18 protein-coding genes and 1 tRNA gene are annotated in these 15,863 nt (G+C 57.0%); 6 read left to right on the plus strand and 13 right to left on the minus strand.

The window, feature by feature from the left end; translation table 11 throughout:
* Positions 1 to 23 precede the first annotated feature (23 nt).
* The 6 genes from proB to Q0932_RS16725 all read right to left on the minus strand — a co-directional run bounded on the left by proB (position 24) and on the right by Q0932_RS16725 (position 4,368).
* Positions 24 to 1,130, minus strand: coding sequence for a glutamate 5-kinase (gene proB, locus Q0932_RS16700; RefSeq protein ID WP_299355715.1), 1,107 nt, complete (start codon positions 1,128 to 1,130; stop codon positions 24 to 26).
* Positions 1,118 to 2,155, minus strand: a complete 1,038-nt coding sequence (gene obgE, locus Q0932_RS16705; RefSeq protein ID WP_299355717.1) for a GTPase ObgE — start codon at positions 2,153 to 2,155, stop codon at positions 1,118 to 1,120. The genes proB and obgE overlap by 13 nt, the downstream gene beginning before the upstream one ends.
* 56 nt (positions 2,156 to 2,211) lie before the next feature.
* Positions 2,212 to 2,751 carry a GNAT family N-acetyltransferase gene (locus Q0932_RS16710; protein ID WP_299355719.1) on the minus strand — a complete coding sequence of 180 codons (540 nt, stop codon included), beginning with the start codon at positions 2,749 to 2,751 and terminating at the stop codon, positions 2,212 to 2,214.
* Positions 2,752 to 2,764: 13 nt separating this feature from the next.
* The gene (locus Q0932_RS16715) at positions 2,765 to 3,358 is read right to left on the minus strand and encodes a LysE family translocator (protein ID WP_299355721.1); all 594 of its coding nucleotides are present in this window, start codon (positions 3,356 to 3,358) and stop codon (positions 2,765 to 2,767) included.
* A 91-nt stretch (positions 3,359 to 3,449) separates the two neighbouring features.
* On the minus strand, positions 3,450 to 3,719 hold the full coding sequence (gene rpmA, locus Q0932_RS16720; protein ID WP_058240812.1) for a 50S ribosomal protein L27: 270 nt from the start codon (positions 3,717 to 3,719) through the stop codon (positions 3,450 to 3,452).
* Between the two features lie 22 nt (positions 3,720 to 3,741).
* Positions 3,742 to 4,368, minus strand: a complete 627-nt coding sequence (locus Q0932_RS16725; RefSeq protein ID WP_299355724.1) for a 50S ribosomal protein L21 — start codon at positions 4,366 to 4,368, stop codon at positions 3,742 to 3,744.
* Positions 4,369 to 4,736: 368 nt separating this feature from the next.
* Here Q0932_RS16725 and Q0932_RS16730 point away from each other — a divergent pair, with 368 nt between their 5' ends.
* Positions 4,737 to 6,674: a DUF3604 domain-containing protein gene (locus Q0932_RS16730; protein WP_299355726.1), complete on the plus strand. Its 1,938-nt coding sequence runs from the start codon at positions 4,737 to 4,739 to the stop codon at positions 6,672 to 6,674.
* A 50-nt stretch (positions 6,675 to 6,724) separates the two neighbouring features.
* Here Q0932_RS16730 and Q0932_RS16735 read toward each other — a convergent pair whose 3' ends face one another.
* A complete protein-coding gene (locus Q0932_RS16735; protein ID WP_299355728.1) occupies positions 6,725 to 7,561 on the minus strand; it encodes a DUF2059 domain-containing protein in 837 nt (278 codons plus the stop codon).
* Positions 7,562 to 7,680: 119 nt separating this feature from the next.
* On the opposite strand from Q0932_RS16735, the gene Q0932_RS16740 reads away from it, so the two are divergent.
* The 4 genes from Q0932_RS16740 to Q0932_RS16755 all read left to right on the plus strand — a co-directional run bounded on the left by Q0932_RS16740 (position 7,681) and on the right by Q0932_RS16755 (position 9,633).
* Positions 7,681 to 7,770 (plus strand) — tRNA-Ser (locus tag Q0932_RS16740).
* Between the two features lie 111 nt (positions 7,771 to 7,881).
* Positions 7,882 to 8,601 (plus strand): hypothetical protein, encoded by a 720-nt coding sequence (locus tag Q0932_RS16745; protein WP_299355730.1) that lies wholly within the window; start codon positions 7,882 to 7,884, stop codon positions 8,599 to 8,601.
* Positions 8,598 to 8,885 carry a hypothetical protein gene (locus Q0932_RS16750; protein ID WP_299355732.1) on the plus strand — a complete coding sequence of 96 codons (288 nt, stop codon included), beginning with the start codon at positions 8,598 to 8,600 and terminating at the stop codon, positions 8,883 to 8,885. The genes Q0932_RS16745 and Q0932_RS16750 overlap by 4 nt, the downstream gene beginning before the upstream one ends.
* A 112-nt stretch (positions 8,886 to 8,997) precedes the next feature.
* Positions 8,998 to 9,633: a hypothetical protein gene (locus tag Q0932_RS16755; protein WP_299355734.1), complete on the plus strand. Its 636-nt coding sequence runs from the start codon at positions 8,998 to 9,000 to the stop codon at positions 9,631 to 9,633.
* 7 nt (positions 9,634 to 9,640) lie between these two features.
* Here the strand turns inward: Q0932_RS16755 and Q0932_RS16760 are convergent, their stop codons facing one another.
* The 4 genes from Q0932_RS16760 to Q0932_RS16775 are packed head-to-tail and all read right to left on the minus strand — an operon-like array spanning position 9,641 to position 13,476.
* A complete protein-coding gene (locus tag Q0932_RS16760; protein ID WP_299355736.1) occupies positions 9,641 to 9,895 on the minus strand; it encodes a MoaD/ThiS family protein in 255 nt (84 codons plus the stop codon).
* The gene (locus tag Q0932_RS16765) at positions 9,879 to 12,131 is read right to left on the minus strand and encodes a xanthine dehydrogenase family protein molybdopterin-binding subunit (RefSeq protein WP_299355738.1); all 2,253 of its coding nucleotides are present in this window, start codon (positions 12,129 to 12,131) and stop codon (positions 9,879 to 9,881) included. The genes Q0932_RS16760 and Q0932_RS16765 overlap by 17 nt, the downstream gene beginning before the upstream one ends.
* Positions 12,131 to 12,613 (minus strand): 2Fe-2S iron-sulfur cluster-binding protein, encoded by a 483-nt coding sequence (locus Q0932_RS16770; RefSeq protein ID WP_299355740.1) that lies wholly within the window; start codon positions 12,611 to 12,613, stop codon positions 12,131 to 12,133. Before Q0932_RS16770 ends, Q0932_RS16765 begins: the two co-directional genes overlap by 1 nt.
* On the minus strand, positions 12,610 to 13,476 hold the full coding sequence (locus Q0932_RS16775; RefSeq protein ID WP_299355742.1) for a xanthine dehydrogenase family protein subunit M: 867 nt from the start codon (positions 13,474 to 13,476) through the stop codon (positions 12,610 to 12,612). Before Q0932_RS16775 ends, Q0932_RS16770 begins: the two co-directional genes overlap by 4 nt.
* 265 nt (positions 13,477 to 13,741) lie before the next feature.
* Between Q0932_RS16775 and Q0932_RS16780 the strand changes: the two genes are divergently transcribed.
* Entirely contained in the window at positions 13,742 to 13,933 is a 192-nt protein-coding gene (locus tag Q0932_RS16780; RefSeq protein ID WP_299355744.1) for a hypothetical protein, read from the plus strand.
* Here the strand turns inward: Q0932_RS16780 and Q0932_RS16785 are convergent.
* On the minus strand, positions 13,923 to 14,639 hold the full coding sequence (locus tag Q0932_RS16785) for an RlmE family RNA methyltransferase (RefSeq protein WP_299355746.1): 717 nt from the start codon (positions 14,637 to 14,639) through the stop codon (positions 13,923 to 13,925). The two genes, Q0932_RS16780 and Q0932_RS16785, sit on opposite strands and share 11 nt — an antisense overlap.
* Positions 14,640 to 14,653: 14 nt before the next feature.
* Positions 14,654 to 15,766, minus strand: a complete 1,113-nt coding sequence (locus tag Q0932_RS16790; protein ID WP_299355748.1) for a Ppx/GppA phosphatase family protein — start codon at positions 15,764 to 15,766, stop codon at positions 14,654 to 14,656.
* Positions 15,767 to 15,863: the final 97 nt, after the last annotated feature.

The raw sequence follows: 15,863 nt of genomic DNA on the forward strand, positions 1-15,863 counted from the left end.
GAGTACTTCTAGCAATACGAAGCCTAGAGCGCCATATCGTCCCGGTGAATGAGGGCCGTGCGACCTGGATATCCCAGAATGCCCTCGATTTTCGACGAATGCGCGCCTTTGATGGCCTCGGCCTCGGGTTGGGCATAAGCCACCAGCCCCTGTCCTAACTTGTGTCCATCCGGCCCAAGAATTGCCACCGGGTCGCCGCGCGTAAAATCACCTGAAACGTCGCGCACTCCGGCCGAGAGCAGGCTTTTGCCGCTCTTCAGAGCCGTGATCGCCCCTGCATCGACGATGATTTCGCCCTGCGGCTTCATGGAACTGATCCAGCGTTTGCGGGCCTGTTGCGGTGTGCCTTGAGCAGTGAACCATGTGGCATTGGCGCCGTTTTCAAGCGCATGCAACGGGCGCTGGATGCTGCCCTCTGTAATGGCCATGGCGCACCCACCCGCCGTGGCCGTCTTGGCAGCAAAAAGTTTGGTGATCATGCCACCTTTGGACAGGCCACTCGTGCCTTCACCGGCCATGGCCTCGATCTCGGGCGTGATCTCGTCGATCACGTCATAGCGACGCGCGTTCGGGTTGGTCATGGGGTTGTCAGAATAGAACCCGTCGACATCAGACAACAGGATCAGCATATCCGCACCCGTGGTCAGTGCGACTTGCGCAGCCAGACGGTCATTGTCGCCATAGCGGATCTCATCCGTGGCCACAGTGTCGTTCTCATTGACGATCGGCACCACGCCCAGCGACAAAAGCTGTTCCATCGTCGCGCGGCTGTTGAGATAGCGGCGACGGTTGGCGCTGTCCTCGAGTGTCACAAGAACCTGAGCGGTGGTGATACCATGCGGCGCTAGCGCCTCTTCATAGGCGCGTGCCAATCGGATTTGACCAACGGCGGCCGCAGCTTGCGATTGCTCAAGTGGCAAATCGTGACGCGGCAAGTTCAAGACACCTCGACCCAGAGCAATCGAGCCTGAAGACACCAGAATAACGTCGGCACCTTGTTTCTTTAGTGCGGCTACATCTTCGGCCAACCCCAAAAGCCAGTCACGGCGCAAATCACCACTTGTCCGGTCCACCAAGAGTGCAGACCCGATTTTGACAACAACGCGTTTGGCCGTGGTCAGGGTCGCCAAGTTTCCGTCTCCTCGGTTTGACGTTTTTCGCGCAAGCGGTCGGCGTCAATCTTTTCGCGCAAGGCGCGCAGCACGTCCGTGACTCCTTCGCGACTGACGCCCGACATCAGCATCACACGAACGCCCGTGGCATCTTCGATCTCGTCCTGAATAAAGACACGCTCTTCGTCGTCCAGCGTGTCGATTTTGTTCAACACGGTCACGCGAGGTTTCTCGGCCAGAAAGCCACCATAGTTTTCAATCTCGCGGATAATGGTCTGCATGTCCTCAATGGGAGAGCCAGAGGTGCCATCGATCAGGTGCAAAAGCACCGCGCAGCGCTCAACATGACCAAGGAACAGATCGCCAAGCCCCCTGCCCTCACTCGCGCCTTCGATCAGACCGGGAATGTCGGCAACCACAAATTCCACGTCATCCACGCCCACAACGCCCAAGTTCGGGTGCAACGTGGTAAAGGGATAGTCCGCCACTTTCGGGCGCGCGTTGGACGTGGCGGCCAAAAAGGTCGACTTGCCCGCATTGGGCAGGCCCAAAAGACCCACATCGGCAATCAGTTTGAGCCGCAGCCACAGGGTGCGCTCGACGCCGGGAAGACCGGGATTGGCACGACGTGGCGCCTGATTGGTTGCGGATTTGAAGTGCAGGTTGCCAAAGCCGCCATTGCCGCCCTTGGCCAACAGAACGCGCTGCCCGACTTCGGTCAGGTCCGCGATCAGGGTCTCCTGGTCTTCGTCCAGAATCTCGGTGCCCACGGGTACACGCAGCACGATCTCTTCGCCTGACTTGCCAGTGCGCTGTTGCCCCATGCCGGGGCGGCCGTTGTCGGCAAAAAAGTGCTGCTGATAGCGAAAGTCGATCAACGTGTTCAAGCCATCGACCGCTTCGGCCCAGACATAACCACCGTTGCCACCGTCACCGCCATCAGGGCCGCCATATTCGATGTACTTCTCACGTCGGAACGAGACACAGCCCGACCCGCCGCTGCCGGAGCGGATGTATACCTTGGCAAGGTCGAGAAATTTCATCGAAGGAGATCCTTATTAGGCGTGCCCCCGCGTGATAGCGCGCGAGGGCCGCGGCCTCAACTCAGTTTGAGGCTATATGTCCAGGTCGGGACTGCGGCATTGCGCGCGACCGAAAAACTCTCGGCGTCACCGAGATATTGAAAGCCGCCATTGGTCAGCACACGGGCCGAGGCCGGGTTGTCCTGAAAGACAGCGGCAAAGATCGTGTCGCTCATCAATGGGTTGGCCGCGATCAAGGCGCTGACGGCCTCAGAGGCCAGCCCGGTGTTCCAGAACGCAGGTGCGACCCAGTAGCCGATCTCGGTCTGGTTCAGATCAACCCGTTTCAGGCCAATCACACCCATAACCTCGGCGCCACCTGCAGCAGAGCCATCCATCGCCCAGACGTCTTCGACGCGCTCATCACTTTGGGCGCGGGCGATATAGGCTTCGACACTGCCCGGTGGCAGTGGGTGCGGGACCGAGCTGGTCATACGCGCCAACTCTTCCTGACCTGCGTACATTTCAATCAGGCCCAGATCTGAACGGCGCAACGGGCGCAGAACAAAGCGCTCGGCCTCGATCACGGGCTGATTGACGATCATGTCATGTTTCATATGCCTGCCCTCCTCAAAACAGAACATAAAGAACCGAGGCCACCGTCAAAGCGGCCAACGTCCTCATCAAATAACGTTCGGCAGGTCGTCCAGCGACGAGCCGCGCGATCCGGTCTCCTCCAAAAGTCCAGATCGGGTGAAACACTGCCTGACAGGCCAATAGACAGATGGCGATTGTCAGGGTGGCCTGCAAGATGGGCGTGCCGGGTTCAACAAAAGTTGTGAAGCCGGTGACGATCATTGCCCAGGCCTTGGGATTGAGTGGATGCACGGCCAGTCCGGCCATGAAACCGGGGGCCTGTTCAACCTCTGCCCCATCAGGCGCAAGGCGCAGATTGGCAACTTTCCAGGCCAACCAGCAAATATAGGTCACAGACGCCCATTTAAGAGCGTCAAACACCCACGGCACACTGTCAGCCACCGACATCAAGCCAAATCCAATTGGCCAGATAATCAATTGCTTCCCCAGCGCAACGCCCGCCACAAAGGGCAAAGCCGCCCCAAAGCCAAACCGCGCGCCGGTCGCCAGCAATGCCATATTGGCCGGGCCCGGTGTTGCCACCTGGCTCGCCGCAAAGGCACTGAAACTGATCACGGCCACGGTCATCTGGCTTGTTCCAAAACGTTAAAGTTAAAAAAGAAAAGGACCGGCGTTTCCGCCGGTCCCCTAAGATGTCTCACTACCTTTTAGGTTCGGCTTACTCTGCGGCCTCCGCCACTGGCAGGACCGAAATAAAGGTGCGGCCCTTGAGGCCTTTGTGGAATTTGACGTTGCCATCAACAGTCGCAAAGATGGTGTGATCTTTGCCCATGCCGACGCCTTCGCCCGGCCACATTTTTGTGCCGCGCTGACGCAGGATGATGTTGCCGGGAATGACAGCTTCGCCGCCATATTTTTTCACGCCAAGGCGACGACCTGCTGAGTCGCGACCGTTACGGGAGCTACCGCCAGCTTTTTTATGTGCCATATCGTTGGTCTCCTATCTCAGCTTACTTCGCCAGATCGGCCGCCTGAGCGACCCATTCGGCTTTGACTTTTACAGCATCAAAGCTGTCGACGTCTACGGCGGCCAGCTGTGCGAACGAGGTGATACCTGCGTCTGCCAGTTTCTTGGCGGCTGCGGGACCGACACCGGTGATGGCTGTCAGATCGTCTGCGGCAGCAGCAGCAGCAGGCGCTTTTGCTTTGGCTTCGGTCTTAGCGGCCTTCTTGGGTGCGGCTTTCTTCGGAGCTGCGGCCACGGCGGCTGCGGCTGGAACCGAACCGGCGCCCAGTGCGGCTTTGACGCCTGACTTGTCCGCACCAGAGGCGAGGATGTCAGTGATCTTAACCAGGGTCAGCTTTTGACGGTGACCGACGGTGCGCTTGGACGAGTGCTTACGACGACGCTTAACGAAGTTGATGACCTTGTCACCTTTGATTTGGTCGACGACCTGGGCCTGAACGGCTGCGCCATCTACCAAAGGTGCGCCCACAACGGTTTTGTCACCGCCGAGCATCAGAACTTCGTTGAATTGTACGGTTTCGCCGGCGTCTGCTGCGAGCTTTTCGACACGCAGGATGTCACCTGCCTGTACTTTATACTGCTTACCGCCGGTCTTAAGGACTGCGAACATGTCCTGTCTTCCTTCGATTTCCCGCGTCCTGTGGCCCCCGCGCCCGATGTTGGGTCTGGGTGTTTTCGGCTCATGCCGCCTCGAACTGCGCGCCCTCTTCGGGCTGATGTGTCAATAAAACACGGCGCAAGGGTGCTCCTTACGCCGGGATGCGCGCTTATCGGTTGGAATTGGGGGTAAGTCAAGCGGGAAGTTTGTTTGCAATTGCAAAACAAACGACTTGGACAAATACACGCAAATCACGATTTGAGAGATCTCGCAAACCGAATTTGACAGCTCTTTTACCAATCCAAACTTTTGAGATTTATATGTAGCATGCTATCTTATCTTTTTGACAACCAATCTGATTACAGGGGAGATCTATAGGGATGTTTCGAACACTAGGTTTTGCCGCAACGCTATTGTGTTCCACAACACTAGCCCAAGCAGAAGAAGTCACTGGCGGACAGGTCGGCGAAATGACCATCTCTGCCGACGACATGAGCGATCCGGCGCCTGATGCATTCTCGCCATATGCCGGGCGCAACTTCCCGGTTCTTCCGCTTTGGGGGGACACGCATCTGCATACCTCGAACTCTCTTGATGCGCGGGCCTTTGGCGCCGTTCTCAGCCCGGCTAACGCCTATGAGTTTGCCCGCGGGGATGAGGTCACCACATCGCACGGGCTTCGCGTTAAGCTGTCCCGCCCGCTCGACTGGTTGGTTGTCGCAGATCACTCGGATGCCATGGGCGCCATGAACGAGATCATTGATGGCAACCCTGCGTTGATGCGGGATCCGGTCTTGCGCGATTGGAACGAACGCCTCAATCAGGGCGGAGACATCGCGCTTGCTGCCACCATGGAGGTGATCGAAACTTTTGCCGGAATCACCGGGGAAGCTCTGCCCGAGGCCGCTGCCGATCGCCGTTTCGTGCAATCGGTTTGGGACGAGTTTACCGAGACCGCTGACACCTATGATGATCCGGGCACATTCACGGCCTTTATCGGCTACGAATGGACCTCGACCGAGGTTGGCAACAACCTGCACCGCAATGTCATTTACCGTGACGATGCCAGCAGGGCGCGCCAAATGCTGCCGTTCACCACGGCGGAAACCTTTAACCCCGAGGATCTCTGGGACTGGATGGGCCGCTACGAAGAGGCAACCGGCGGGCGTGTGTTTGCGTTGGCTCATAACGGCAATGTCTCAAACGGGTTGATGTTTCCGGTCGAAACCAACCCAAAAACCGGCGAACCGTTGACCGGCGACTACGCTGAACAACGCGCAAAATGGGAGCCGCTTTACGAGATCACTCAGATCAAGGGCGATGGCGAGACACATCCGTTCCTTAGCCCCAATGATGAATTCGCGGATTACGAGACATGGGACAAATCCAATCTGGGGCCCAGCCTCAAGGAAGACTGGATGCTCCAGTATGAATATGCTCGCGAAGCATTGAAAAACGGCCTGAAACTCGAGGGTCAACTCGGCACAAACCCCTACAAGTTTGGTGTCGTCGGCTCGACTGACAGCCACACGGGCCTGGCAACCTCAGCCGAGGAAAACTTCTTTGGCAAACACTCCGGTGTTGAGCCGGAACCCGGACGCGGCAATCACGTTGTCGGAGAATTTGATGCGGTAAGAATTCTTGGCTGGGAAATGGCTGCGTCAGGTTATGCTGCGGTCTGGGCCGAAGAAAACACAAGAAAATCGATCTTTGACGCCATGGAACGGCGTGAGGTCTATGGCACCACGGGCAGCCGTATGACGGTGCGCTTCTTCGGTGGATGGGACTTTGTTGAAAGCGATGCGCGCTCTCGCCTGCCAGCCGATATTGGCTATGCCAAGGGTGTGCCCATGGGCGCAGACCTTGACGATGCACCTGAAGGAGCGGCGGCGCCATCCTTCCTCGTGGCGGCCCTCAAAGACCCATACAGTGGCAACCTTGACCGTATTCAGGTCGTCAAAGGATGGGTCGATGCGGCGGGAGATGCTCAGGAACAGGTCTATGATGTGATCTGGGCCGGAGACCGTGCGCCAGGTGCCGATGGCAAACTGCCGGCCATTGGAAACACGGTGGATGTTGCGACAGGTACCTTTACCAACACGATCGGCGCGCCAGAATTGATCACGGTCTGGACGGACCCGGACTTTGATGCGTCACTCAGCGCGTTCTACTATGCCCGGGTACTGGAAATCCCCACCCCGCGTTGGGTGGTCTATGATGCGATCCGTTTTGGCGATGAGATACCGGAAGATGTCCCGACTTCGACCCAGGAGCGCGCCTACACCTCGCCCATCTGGTACACACCACAGGGTGGCTAAAACTTAAACTCTCTTGAAGGATACGGGCGGCTTTGGCCGCCCGCCTCTCATTAAAGCTCCTGGCTTGGCTGTACTTGCCCCAATTCAGCTGCCAAAGCCTCAAACCGGTTCATCATCACCTCAAAATGCACCGCATTCATTAACTCATAAACCGTTTGCATATCAGGCTCTTCCAGTGCTTCCGCGTATTGCAGCACCTCTTCATCGGTGAAGTCGCGATACGTGTAGGCTGCGTTGGCCAAGGCAGAGGCCTCCATTTCGCGGCGCAAGTCGGCCTCACCCTCTTTCAAAGCAGCGCGCAACCCCTGCTCATCAACGCGTAATTCAATTACACCTGCATAAGCCGCCGCCAAAAGAAAGCGGATCTGGATTTCCTGCACCGCGTCGGCGCCAACTTCATTGGGGTCAATCGCATGGTTCATGCGCTTCAAGAGCTCGAGACGCGGGCTGTCCTCGGCCACCAGACCAGCGACAATTTCCTGACCGGTTTCGTATTTCAGCGTGTCATCTTCGAAATGCGAAAAGTTCTCTGCTTCAACCAAACGCGCCCCAAGGTCCGAGGCATAAAACCCAGCCGCATGCGCCAGCACGTCATCTTGCAAGGTGGCTTCAAGGATACCTATTGCGCGGTTTTGCATGAAATCGCTGTCAAACACGCGGCGCGCCACCAAAGACCATTCGGCACCGAATGCACCGTCCTCAAGACCAAGCATGGCCGGGGCATTTTCCGCTGCGAGGGTAATCGAGTCGATTGCGACGTCAAATCCCGTGGTTTTCAAAAACGCCTCGACATTGGCCCGTTCAGCGGCTTGTGCCCCAGTAACCGTCATAGCCAAGAGGACAACAACACTCAGGGCCGCGAGGAGTTTTCGATGCAAATTGGTCATAGCGTGCCTCAATCAGTCTTTGTGTTAATCTAGGTGCAAAGTTTTCTCAGACAATACGAAAACCCCTCTTGCGCCCCTCAGCAAACACCATTAAACGACGCCCTCACCAAGACCCCCGCGGAGAGGTGCCGGAGTGGTCGAACGGGGCGGTCTCGAAAACCGTTGTCCCTTCACGGGGACCCAGGGTTCGAATCCCTGTCTCTCCGCCACTATCCCTCATATTATTTTGATGTATGAGTTGTGTTGCTAGATTTAGTTTAGTTACTGACAACATTATGTTTTTTGGTTAAAGCTCTTAAAAAAGCATTTTCGAGGTAGCTTTGCTAGCCATTCGCCGCCCCCTTTTCGTGACCTTTGCCGTTCTGGTCCTCTGGATCGCTGTGACGGTTTATGACAGGGTCGTTCTTGACATTTTCCCGCTCCGAAAACTGCCACCAATTCTGGATGGATATTACTTCGCTCGTGGCGTTTTTTCGCTCATCGCGGCGTGGTGTATCGCATGCAGCCTGTCCTGGTCAGACTATCCCTCCGAGGTCACCCCTTACACAAGGGCCGCTGGCATTTTGGGTTGGCTTTCAGCAATAATCGCGTCGAGCATTCTCGTAACGTTTTTGATTTCGCCACCAACCCTTACTGTTTTGGGCCGCGTAGACAGCCTCATCGAATGGATTTCGTTTTCGGCGCTGATGTTGGCCGCGGCGTTGTTTGCAGCGTCAGTGCGACACGCCAAACAGAATATTTGGCTGGTCGGGGCGTTGGTTTTGTTGTCGATCGGCAGCTTCCTGACCGGAATGGAAGAGGTGTCGTGGTTGCAGCCCGTTCTGGGCATAGAAACCACCCCATTGTTTGCCGAGAACTGGCAGTATGAAACCAATTTTCACAACTTCTATACCCATGAAATCGAAGTGGTTTATTACATTGTCGGAGCCATCCTGTTGTGTTTGGTACCCGTGGTTCTTGCCTGCGCTCCAGCGGCAAAAGAGTTCGCAATCTACCGGATCTCCCCGAAACTACCCGTCGCCTATTTTGGCTTTCTATGAATGCGTTAACTTGGAACATGTGGAACACGATCCTGATCCAACTGGCCTTTTGGACAGCGTTGTTTCTATTGTTTCATCTGGCCCGACAGGACGCGCGGTTGCAATGTGTTTCTCTGGTCCTGCTCATCGTGATGTTCGCGTCGCAGCTGTGTTATCTTTTGCTCGGCCATCACTTCGTTCGAACCCATGAACTCACAGAGTATCGTGAGACACTCCTTGCACTTGGACTGATGATCTATGCTGTGCAAACATGGATGGGACTGCGGAAAGCGCCCGTGCAATAAGGTCATAAGTCAATTTGCCTGTCGCGGGGTCGGGACATTCTCGATCGAGATCTTTACAGACAACGCGTCAAGTCTCTAGAAAACTGCCAAGAATTCGGACAAGGTACGCCCCATGACGCCACATTCCAAAACATCACTGCCAAAGGGCCAGACACGCCTCGGCATTTTCCTTGAATTTCTCGGTCTCGCGGCGATCCTGATTGCCGTACCGTTGATCGTGCGTGTCGATCTGGTTGTACTGGATACAAGACTGGGCGAGCAATCAATCACTGAGTACCTGCACAGCGCAGCGTTGGGCGTGTCATGCCTACTGTTCTTGCTGGGCGCACGCCAATACCCTGAACGTCGTGGATATCTCGTGCTGCTCGCATGTTTCCTGCTGATCTTGTTCATTCGGGAAAGCGACGCGCTTTTGGACAAGATTGAGCATGGTTTCTGGAAGTATCCGGCGCTTGTTGTTCTGATCGCGGCCGGTTGGCTCGCCCGCGTCTACCGTAAAACGATCCGTATCCCCTTTTTAGATCATTTTGAGGCTCGCAGTTTTGCGTATTTTCTGACCGGCCTTTTCATCGTCATTTTCTTTAGCCGGCTGTTTGGTTCCAGTGTTTTTCTGAAAGACGCCTTGGGCGAAAACTATTCTTCCTGGACTAAGACAATCATTCAGGAGAGCACGGAACTGCTTGGATACCTGATCATGCTATTCGGTGCATTTCTGTCCTATTTGCATGACTTTACAGTGCGTCGCTAAACTAAATCTAGCCGCCCTTCATTCTTTGAAGCAAGAACACTTCACTGTCAGGTTTGACAGGGGCGCTTTTCACAGCGGGCAGGATCTCGCCGTCAACTGAGATCGAAACCCCCGCCTTAATGACGGGGGCAAGGCCGGGATAGGCGGCCACCAGATTGTCCAGCAGCTCACCCACAGTTTTTCCCGGCACGTCTACCTTGTCCTGCCCGTCCGCAAAGCGGCGCAGGCTGGACCATAGGTTGACCTCAACCATTGTCGCCATGCGCTTTTAGCGCCGCGAGGATCTTGGGGGGCGTCATGGGCAGCCCTGTCAGACGCAACCCTGTGGCCGACCGGATGGCATTGGCCAATGCTGGCAGAGGTGGGGTGATCCCCGTCTCCCCGACCCCACGCACGCCGTAAGGGTGTCCGGGGTTCGGAACTTCGACGATCACCGTGTCGATCATCGGCAGATCACTGGCGACGGGAATGCGGTAATCTAGGAAGATTGGGTTTTGTAGCCGCCCATCTTCGCCATAGATGTATTCCTCATTCAGCGCCCAGCCGATGCCTTGCGCCGCACCGCCCTGGAACTGACCTTCGACATAAGCGGGATGGATCGCCTTGCCTGCATCCTGAACCACGAGATAGCGCAGAACTGTGGTGTGGCCGGTTTCCGGATCAACCTCGACATCGACAACGTGCGTGCCGAACGAACCTGAGAACCCGGTAGGAGAGCCTTCGTAGTGGCCCGAGATCGGGCCTCCGGTTTCGCCCATTTCGGCGCAGATTTCGCCAATGGTCAGCGGATCATGATCCCCGGCATTGGGACCCGAAGGCTTGGCCGCCCCGTCTTCCCAAGTAACCGCGTCCACGTCGATGCCCCATTTATCTGCTGCGCGTTGGCACATCTTGCCGATACACTCTTCGGCGGCCTTGATGGTGGCAAGCCCACTGGCATAAGTTGCCCGGCTGCCGTGGGTTGGTTCATTGACGCCCAAGGCGCCCGTATCCGAGATATTGACCCGAACATCTTCGTATTTGATACCAAAGGCTTCCGCCGCCATCAGCGCCATCGACGCACGCGATCCGCCAATGTCGGGAGTTCCGACAGAGACAGTCACTGTGCCGTCTTCCGACATGGCAACCGAAGCAGAGGTTTCACCGCCCCAGTTCATCCAGTACCCAGAAGCGATTCCGCGACCCTGATTGGGCCCCAAGGGTGCTTGCATATTGGGGTGATCGCGGGCGGCTTCCAGCGACTCGACCAGACCGATGGGACCAAACTTTGGCCCAAAGGTCGACCGCGTCCCGTCACGCGCGGCGTTCTTCAACCGTGTGTTGATCGGATCCAGACCCAGCTCGCGGCACATCTCGTCAATGGTGCTTTCAACCGCAAAGGCAGCCATAGGCGCACCGGGCGCGCGATAGGCAGCCTGTTTCGGGCGGTTGGTCAAAACGTCATAGCCGATGTGGTGCACGTGCTCGATGTTATAGTTGGCAAAGGCCAGCATAGTGGTGACATCCACCGGCGCACCGGGAAAGGCACCACCCTGCATGCGGAATGTGCCATGGGCGGCAGTGATTTTGCCGTCCTTGGTCATACCCATCTTGATGTCCATCGACGCCGATGCGGTTGGCCCGGTCGAACGCAGTACTTCTGCGCGGCTCATCACCATCTTTACCGGCTTGCCGCCTGCCGCGCGGCTGAGGGCCAGCGACAAAGGTTCAAACGTGATGGTGGTCTTGCCACCAAAACCGCCGCCAATTTCTGACGGTGTGACACGAATGTTGGTGGTCTCAATGCCCAGAACAGCGGTCGACATCCGACGAATGAACCAATGGCCTTGCGTACAAACCCACATTTCGCCACGCCCATCAGCCCCCATCTGGCCCATGCAGGCATGGGGCTCAATGTACCCCTGATGCGCGGCTTCGGTTGTGTAGCTGCGCTCAACGACGAGGTCAGCGTCGGCGAACCCTTTGTCGAGATCACCACGGCCGGTATCGAAATACCGCACCACGTTGGGATGCATGCCTTCGGGAACAGAATAGTCTGCGGCCCCTTCGCGAATGATTGGCGCGCCGTCTTGCATCGCTGCGTCAACGTCCGTAACATGCGGTAGAACCTCATAAGTGACATCCACCAACTTGGCGGCATCACGTGCAATCAGCGCTGACGTTGCGGCGACAGCAGCCACGGCGTGCCCGTCATAGAGCGCCTTTTCACCGGCCATGCAGTTTTCCTGCAGGTTCCAGTCTTCGCCTTCCAACCCCTCGGGGAAATCCGCACGGGTCACGACAGCTTTCACGCCTTTCAGCGCCAATGCTTTAGTGGCGTCGATCTTGATGATCTTGGCATGGGCATGGGGGCTGCGCACAACCGCGCCATGCAACATCCCCGGCACATGGATATCCGCGCCATACCTTGCGCGGCCTGTAACCTTGTCCAACCCATCAGGGCGATCAGGCGTAGAGCCGATCTGTTTGTATTCGCTTGTTTTTCCGTCCAAAGCCATCAGGAAGCCTCCCGCATTTCTGCTGCCGCGTCCATTACGGCGCGAATGATTTTGTCATAACCGGTGCACCGGCAGAGGTTGCCCGCCAGCCAATAGCGCAGCTCCTCTTCGGTCGGGTCCGGGTTCTTCTTTAGAAGCGCTTCCGAGGCGACCAGAATTCCAGGAGTGCAGATCCCACATTGCAACGCGGCATGTTCGATGAATTTTTCCTGCAAGGGATGCAATGCGTCGCCATCAGCCATGCCTTCGACTGTGGCAATCTCTTTGCCTTCGGCCTCAGCTCCCAGCATCAGGCAGGAACAGACCAGACGCCCGTCGACTGTTACACTGCATGCACCGCAATCGCCGGTGCCACAGCCCTCTTTCACGCCGGTCATGTGCAGCCTGTCACGCAGGCAGTCCAGCAGGGTTTCGCGTGGGTCACACAAGAACTCTGCCTCGTCCCCGTTAACGGTGGTGGTTACATGTATCTTGTTGCTCATGCCGCATCCCCTTTTGCGCGCCCATAGGCGATTTTGGCCGCCCGTTTGGCCAGAACCCCGGCCACATCCGTGCGGAACTCAATGGTACCGCGTTTGTCGTCAATCGGCTGACAGGCAGCCGAAGCGGCGGACGCCAATGCTTCAAGTGCTGCGTCATCCAGTGTCGTGCCAATAATGGCTTCAGCAGCTGCAAGGACAAGTCGCGCCGTTGGCGCCACAGCGCCCAACGCAACGCGGGCCTCAACTACGGTGTCGCCATCCAGACGGAGGTTCACAGCACAGCCTACCACGGCAATGTCCATCTCGGTGCGTGGAATAAAGCGCAAATAGGCGTCGCCCGCGTTGTCGCCGCGCGCCGGAATATGCACTGCACTGACCAACTCACCTTTGGCGAGCGTGGTCTTTCCGGGGCCTGCCGGCACATCCTCTACTGCAACTTCGCGGCTGCCATTCGGCCCGGTGACAGTCAGCGTTACTCCTGCGGTCATCATGGCTGGTACGCCGTCGCCTGCAGGCGACGCATTGCACAGGTTACCGACCAGTGTCGCGCGGCCTTGTACCTGTGTGGATCCGATCAGGTCCATACCTTCGACCAATCCGGGCCAATCCGCACTCAGCCCGGCGTGTTCTGTCATCTCAGCGCCTGCCACGGCAACGCCAAGGTCCCAGCCACCATCACTGCGCTGCGTGATCTCTTTCACGCCCGCAATATGCTTGATGTCGATCAGATCGTCAGGCTCAACCAGGTCAGACCGCAATTGCACGAGCACATCCGTGCCTCCGGCCAGAAACCTTGTGATCCCAGTTGCAGAGGCTGCAATTGCGGCAGCATCTCCAAACGAGTCGGGTGTGTGATAACGCATGTTACCTCCTGTTATTGATTGCCCGCAGCACGAGTCATTTGCAGCGACGTTAGCGTCTTCGTTCACCTTTGCCGAGGCCAGAAACGACACAACGTCGCAATTGAGCGGTTGTTCAGATTTTTCTGCATACCACCCCCAACCTCAAGCCCGAAAGTGACGTCGGGCACCAATTTGACAGGATTTGGTAAGACTTTGGCCATGAATTCTTGCCAGATTGGGCGCTGGCCGCACCTGCTCGCGCGGTCAGTTACCATTGGAGAGAGATATGCGACTTTTCCGCGAGGAAGAGTTCAGGCCCGCCGCTGCCCCGCGCCATGCGCGCCTGTTCGAACTGATCCGTCAGGACAATCTGACACCCATCGAAACTCAAGAGTTTCTGGCAAGACCCGCCACTTTGGCTGCTCAGGATCGCTTTCGCGAGCTGGCAGAAAACTCCTTACGGCGGGTCAGCCCCTAAAGCCCGTTGCAACCACAAATTTTTCTGAGCTACTGGACCGGCTTGCCGGAGGTTTCATGTTGATCACCTTTGTGAACTTCTGTTTCAGCAACTTCTGAAGGTCACCCTCAGCACCACCCGCCAAGACCTTGGCAACAAACGTTCCGCCCTCATCCAAGACGTCAAATGCAAAATAGGCCGCCGCTTCACAGAGCGCCATGATGCGCAGGTGATCTGTTTGTTTGTGACCAGAGCTGGACGCGGCCATGTCGGACATCACGACATCTGCCTTGCCCCCCAGCCAATCCTTGACCTTGAGATCGGCGTCGTCTTCCATAAAATCCAGCTGGTGCAGGACGCATCCGGCAATCGGTTCCATCTCTTGCAGATCGATACCTAAAATAGTTCCGACCTTTTTGCCTGACTTCTCACCCAAGGCATTCACACGCGGTACGGCCACCTGGCACCAGCCGCCAGGTGCACAGCCCAAGTCCACTACCCGCGCACCCGGCACCAGAAAGCGGAACTTGTCGTCCAGTTCCATGATTTTGTATGCCGCGCGTCCACGATAGCCTTCGGCCTGCGCGCGCTTGACGTATGGGTCGTTCAACTGCCGCTGCAGCCAAAGGGTCGAACTCATACGCCGCCCGCGCGCGGTCTTGACTTTAACCGTCAGATCGCGCTGCCCGCGTCCGGATGTGTTCTTACCAGTTGGTTTTTTTGCCATCAGTTCATTTCCGCCTAAAACGGTCCATCTTCCAATACGCCATCGGCGCTCATCTGGGCGTATAACAGCCCTTCTCGCAAACCGCGATCCGCAACTGACAGCCGGTCCGTCGGCCAGCAACGCAGCAATGCCTGCAAAATCGCCGACCCCGACATAATCAGAGCCTGCCGGTCTTGTCCTATACGCGGATCGCGACGTCGTCCAATCGGTCCCAAATCCAGATAGGTGCGGATCACCTTGTCAATTTGGTCTGAGGACATGCGCAGGCCATCCACCTTGGTGCGATCATACCGGCGCAGCCCCAAGTGGCTGGCCGCGACTGTGGTCACCGTGCCGCTGGTGCCGATGATCTGGAACCCTTCGCGGGATTGCTCGTCCTTGTAGGGCGCAAATTCCGTCAGGTTCTCTTCGAAAAACCAACTCATCAATGCAAAACGCGCCGAGTCATCCGTCACATCCGAGAACTGGTCCCGCAGTGTCGCCACTCCCAGCGGTACTGAAATCCAATCAACCACTTTGGCTGCCGGAAACGGGCTATCTGCAGTGTGAAACCCGGTGTGAAGCCGCATAATCGCTTTGGGGCGGTCGCGATGGGGGACTTTTGAGAGATCGATCCAAACCAGTTCGGTCGAACCTCCACCAATATCCACAACCAACAACTGCTCAGTTTTGGTGGATACCAGCGGCGCGCAGGAGATCACCGCCAGACGCGCCTCTTCCTCTGGCTCGATGATATCGAGCTTAAGCCCGGTTTCACGCCGCACCTGATTGATGAAATCTTTGCTGTTCTTGGCGCGCCGACAAGCCTCGGTCGCCACCAGCTTCATGCGTTTGACCCGGTGACGTTTGAGTTTCTGCTGACAGATCCTCAACGCCTGCACCGTCCGCCGCATCGACCCACGTGACAAACGCCCGGTCGATTCCAGACCGGCACCCAGCTGAACGGATTTCGAAAAGCTGTCCACAACATGAAACTGGTTGCCCTTAGGTTGGGCAATCAGCATGCGACAACTATTGGTGCCCAAATCCAGCGCGGCATAAAGCTCGCTCGGATCGGGCGTTTTTGGCGCGGGGCTCTCAACCGCTTTAGGGAATGCGCCCGCACCTTTGGGACGCTTGGGCGCCATAACGTAACGCCTCCATTTCGAGTTACATTCAACCTAGTGATTTGCCCCTGCCCGCGCAATCCCCATCACAGTTGAAAACCGTCACCGCGGCCCGACT

The organism is uncultured Shimia sp. (assembly GCF_947498095.1).
In the GTDB taxonomy this organism is placed as follows: Bacteria; Pseudomonadota; Alphaproteobacteria; order Rhodobacterales; family Rhodobacteraceae; genus Shimia.

Coding starts and splice junctions, on each gene's coding strand:
- Q0932_RS16710 (WP_299355719.1), bottom strand. CDS start 2,751: ATGAAACATGACATGATCGTCAATCAGCCCGTGATCGAGGCCGAGCGC.
- Q0932_RS16715 (WP_299355721.1), bottom strand. CDS start 3,358: ATGACCGTGGCCGTGATCAGTTTCAGTGCCTTTGCGGCGAGCCAGGTG.
- Q0932_RS16725 (WP_299355724.1), bottom strand. CDS start 4,368: ATGTTCGCAGTCCTTAAGACCGGCGGTAAGCAGTATAAAGTACAGGCA.
- rpmA (WP_058240812.1), bottom strand. CDS start 3,719: ATGGCACATAAAAAAGCTGGCGGTAGCTCCCGTAACGGTCGCGACTCA.
- obgE (WP_299355717.1), bottom strand. CDS start 2,155: ATGAAATTTCTCGACCTTGCCAAGGTATACATCCGCTCCGGCAGCGGC.
- Q0932_RS16780 (WP_299355744.1), top strand. CDS start 13,742: ATGCGACTTTTCCGCGAGGAAGAGTTCAGGCCCGCCGCTGCCCCGCGC.
- Q0932_RS16765 (WP_299355738.1), bottom strand. CDS start 12,131: ATGGCTTTGGACGGAAAAACAAGCGAATACAAACAGATCGGCTCTACG.
- Q0932_RS16735 (WP_299355728.1), bottom strand. CDS start 7,561: ATGACCAATTTGCATCGAAAACTCCTCGCGGCCCTGAGTGTTGTTGTC.
- Q0932_RS16760 (WP_299355736.1), bottom strand. CDS start 9,895: ATGGCGACAATGGTTGAGGTCAACCTATGGTCCAGCCTGCGCCGCTTT.
- Q0932_RS16755 (WP_299355734.1), top strand. CDS start 8,998: ATGACGCCACATTCCAAAACATCACTGCCAAAGGGCCAGACACGCCTC.
- Q0932_RS16730 (WP_299355726.1), top strand. CDS start 4,737: ATGTTTCGAACACTAGGTTTTGCCGCAACGCTATTGTGTTCCACAACA.
- Q0932_RS16775 (WP_299355742.1), bottom strand. CDS start 13,476: ATGCGTTATCACACACCCGACTCGTTTGGAGATGCTGCCGCAATTGCA.
- Q0932_RS16770 (WP_299355740.1), bottom strand. CDS start 12,613: ATGAGCAACAAGATACATGTAACCACCACCGTTAACGGGGACGAGGCA.
- Q0932_RS16785 (WP_299355746.1), bottom strand. CDS start 14,639: ATGGCAAAAAAACCAACTGGTAAGAACACATCCGGACGCGGGCAGCGC.
- Q0932_RS16750 (WP_299355732.1), top strand. CDS start 8,598: ATGAATGCGTTAACTTGGAACATGTGGAACACGATCCTGATCCAACTG.
- Q0932_RS16790 (WP_299355748.1), bottom strand. CDS start 15,766: ATGGCGCCCAAGCGTCCCAAAGGTGCGGGCGCATTCCCTAAAGCGGTT.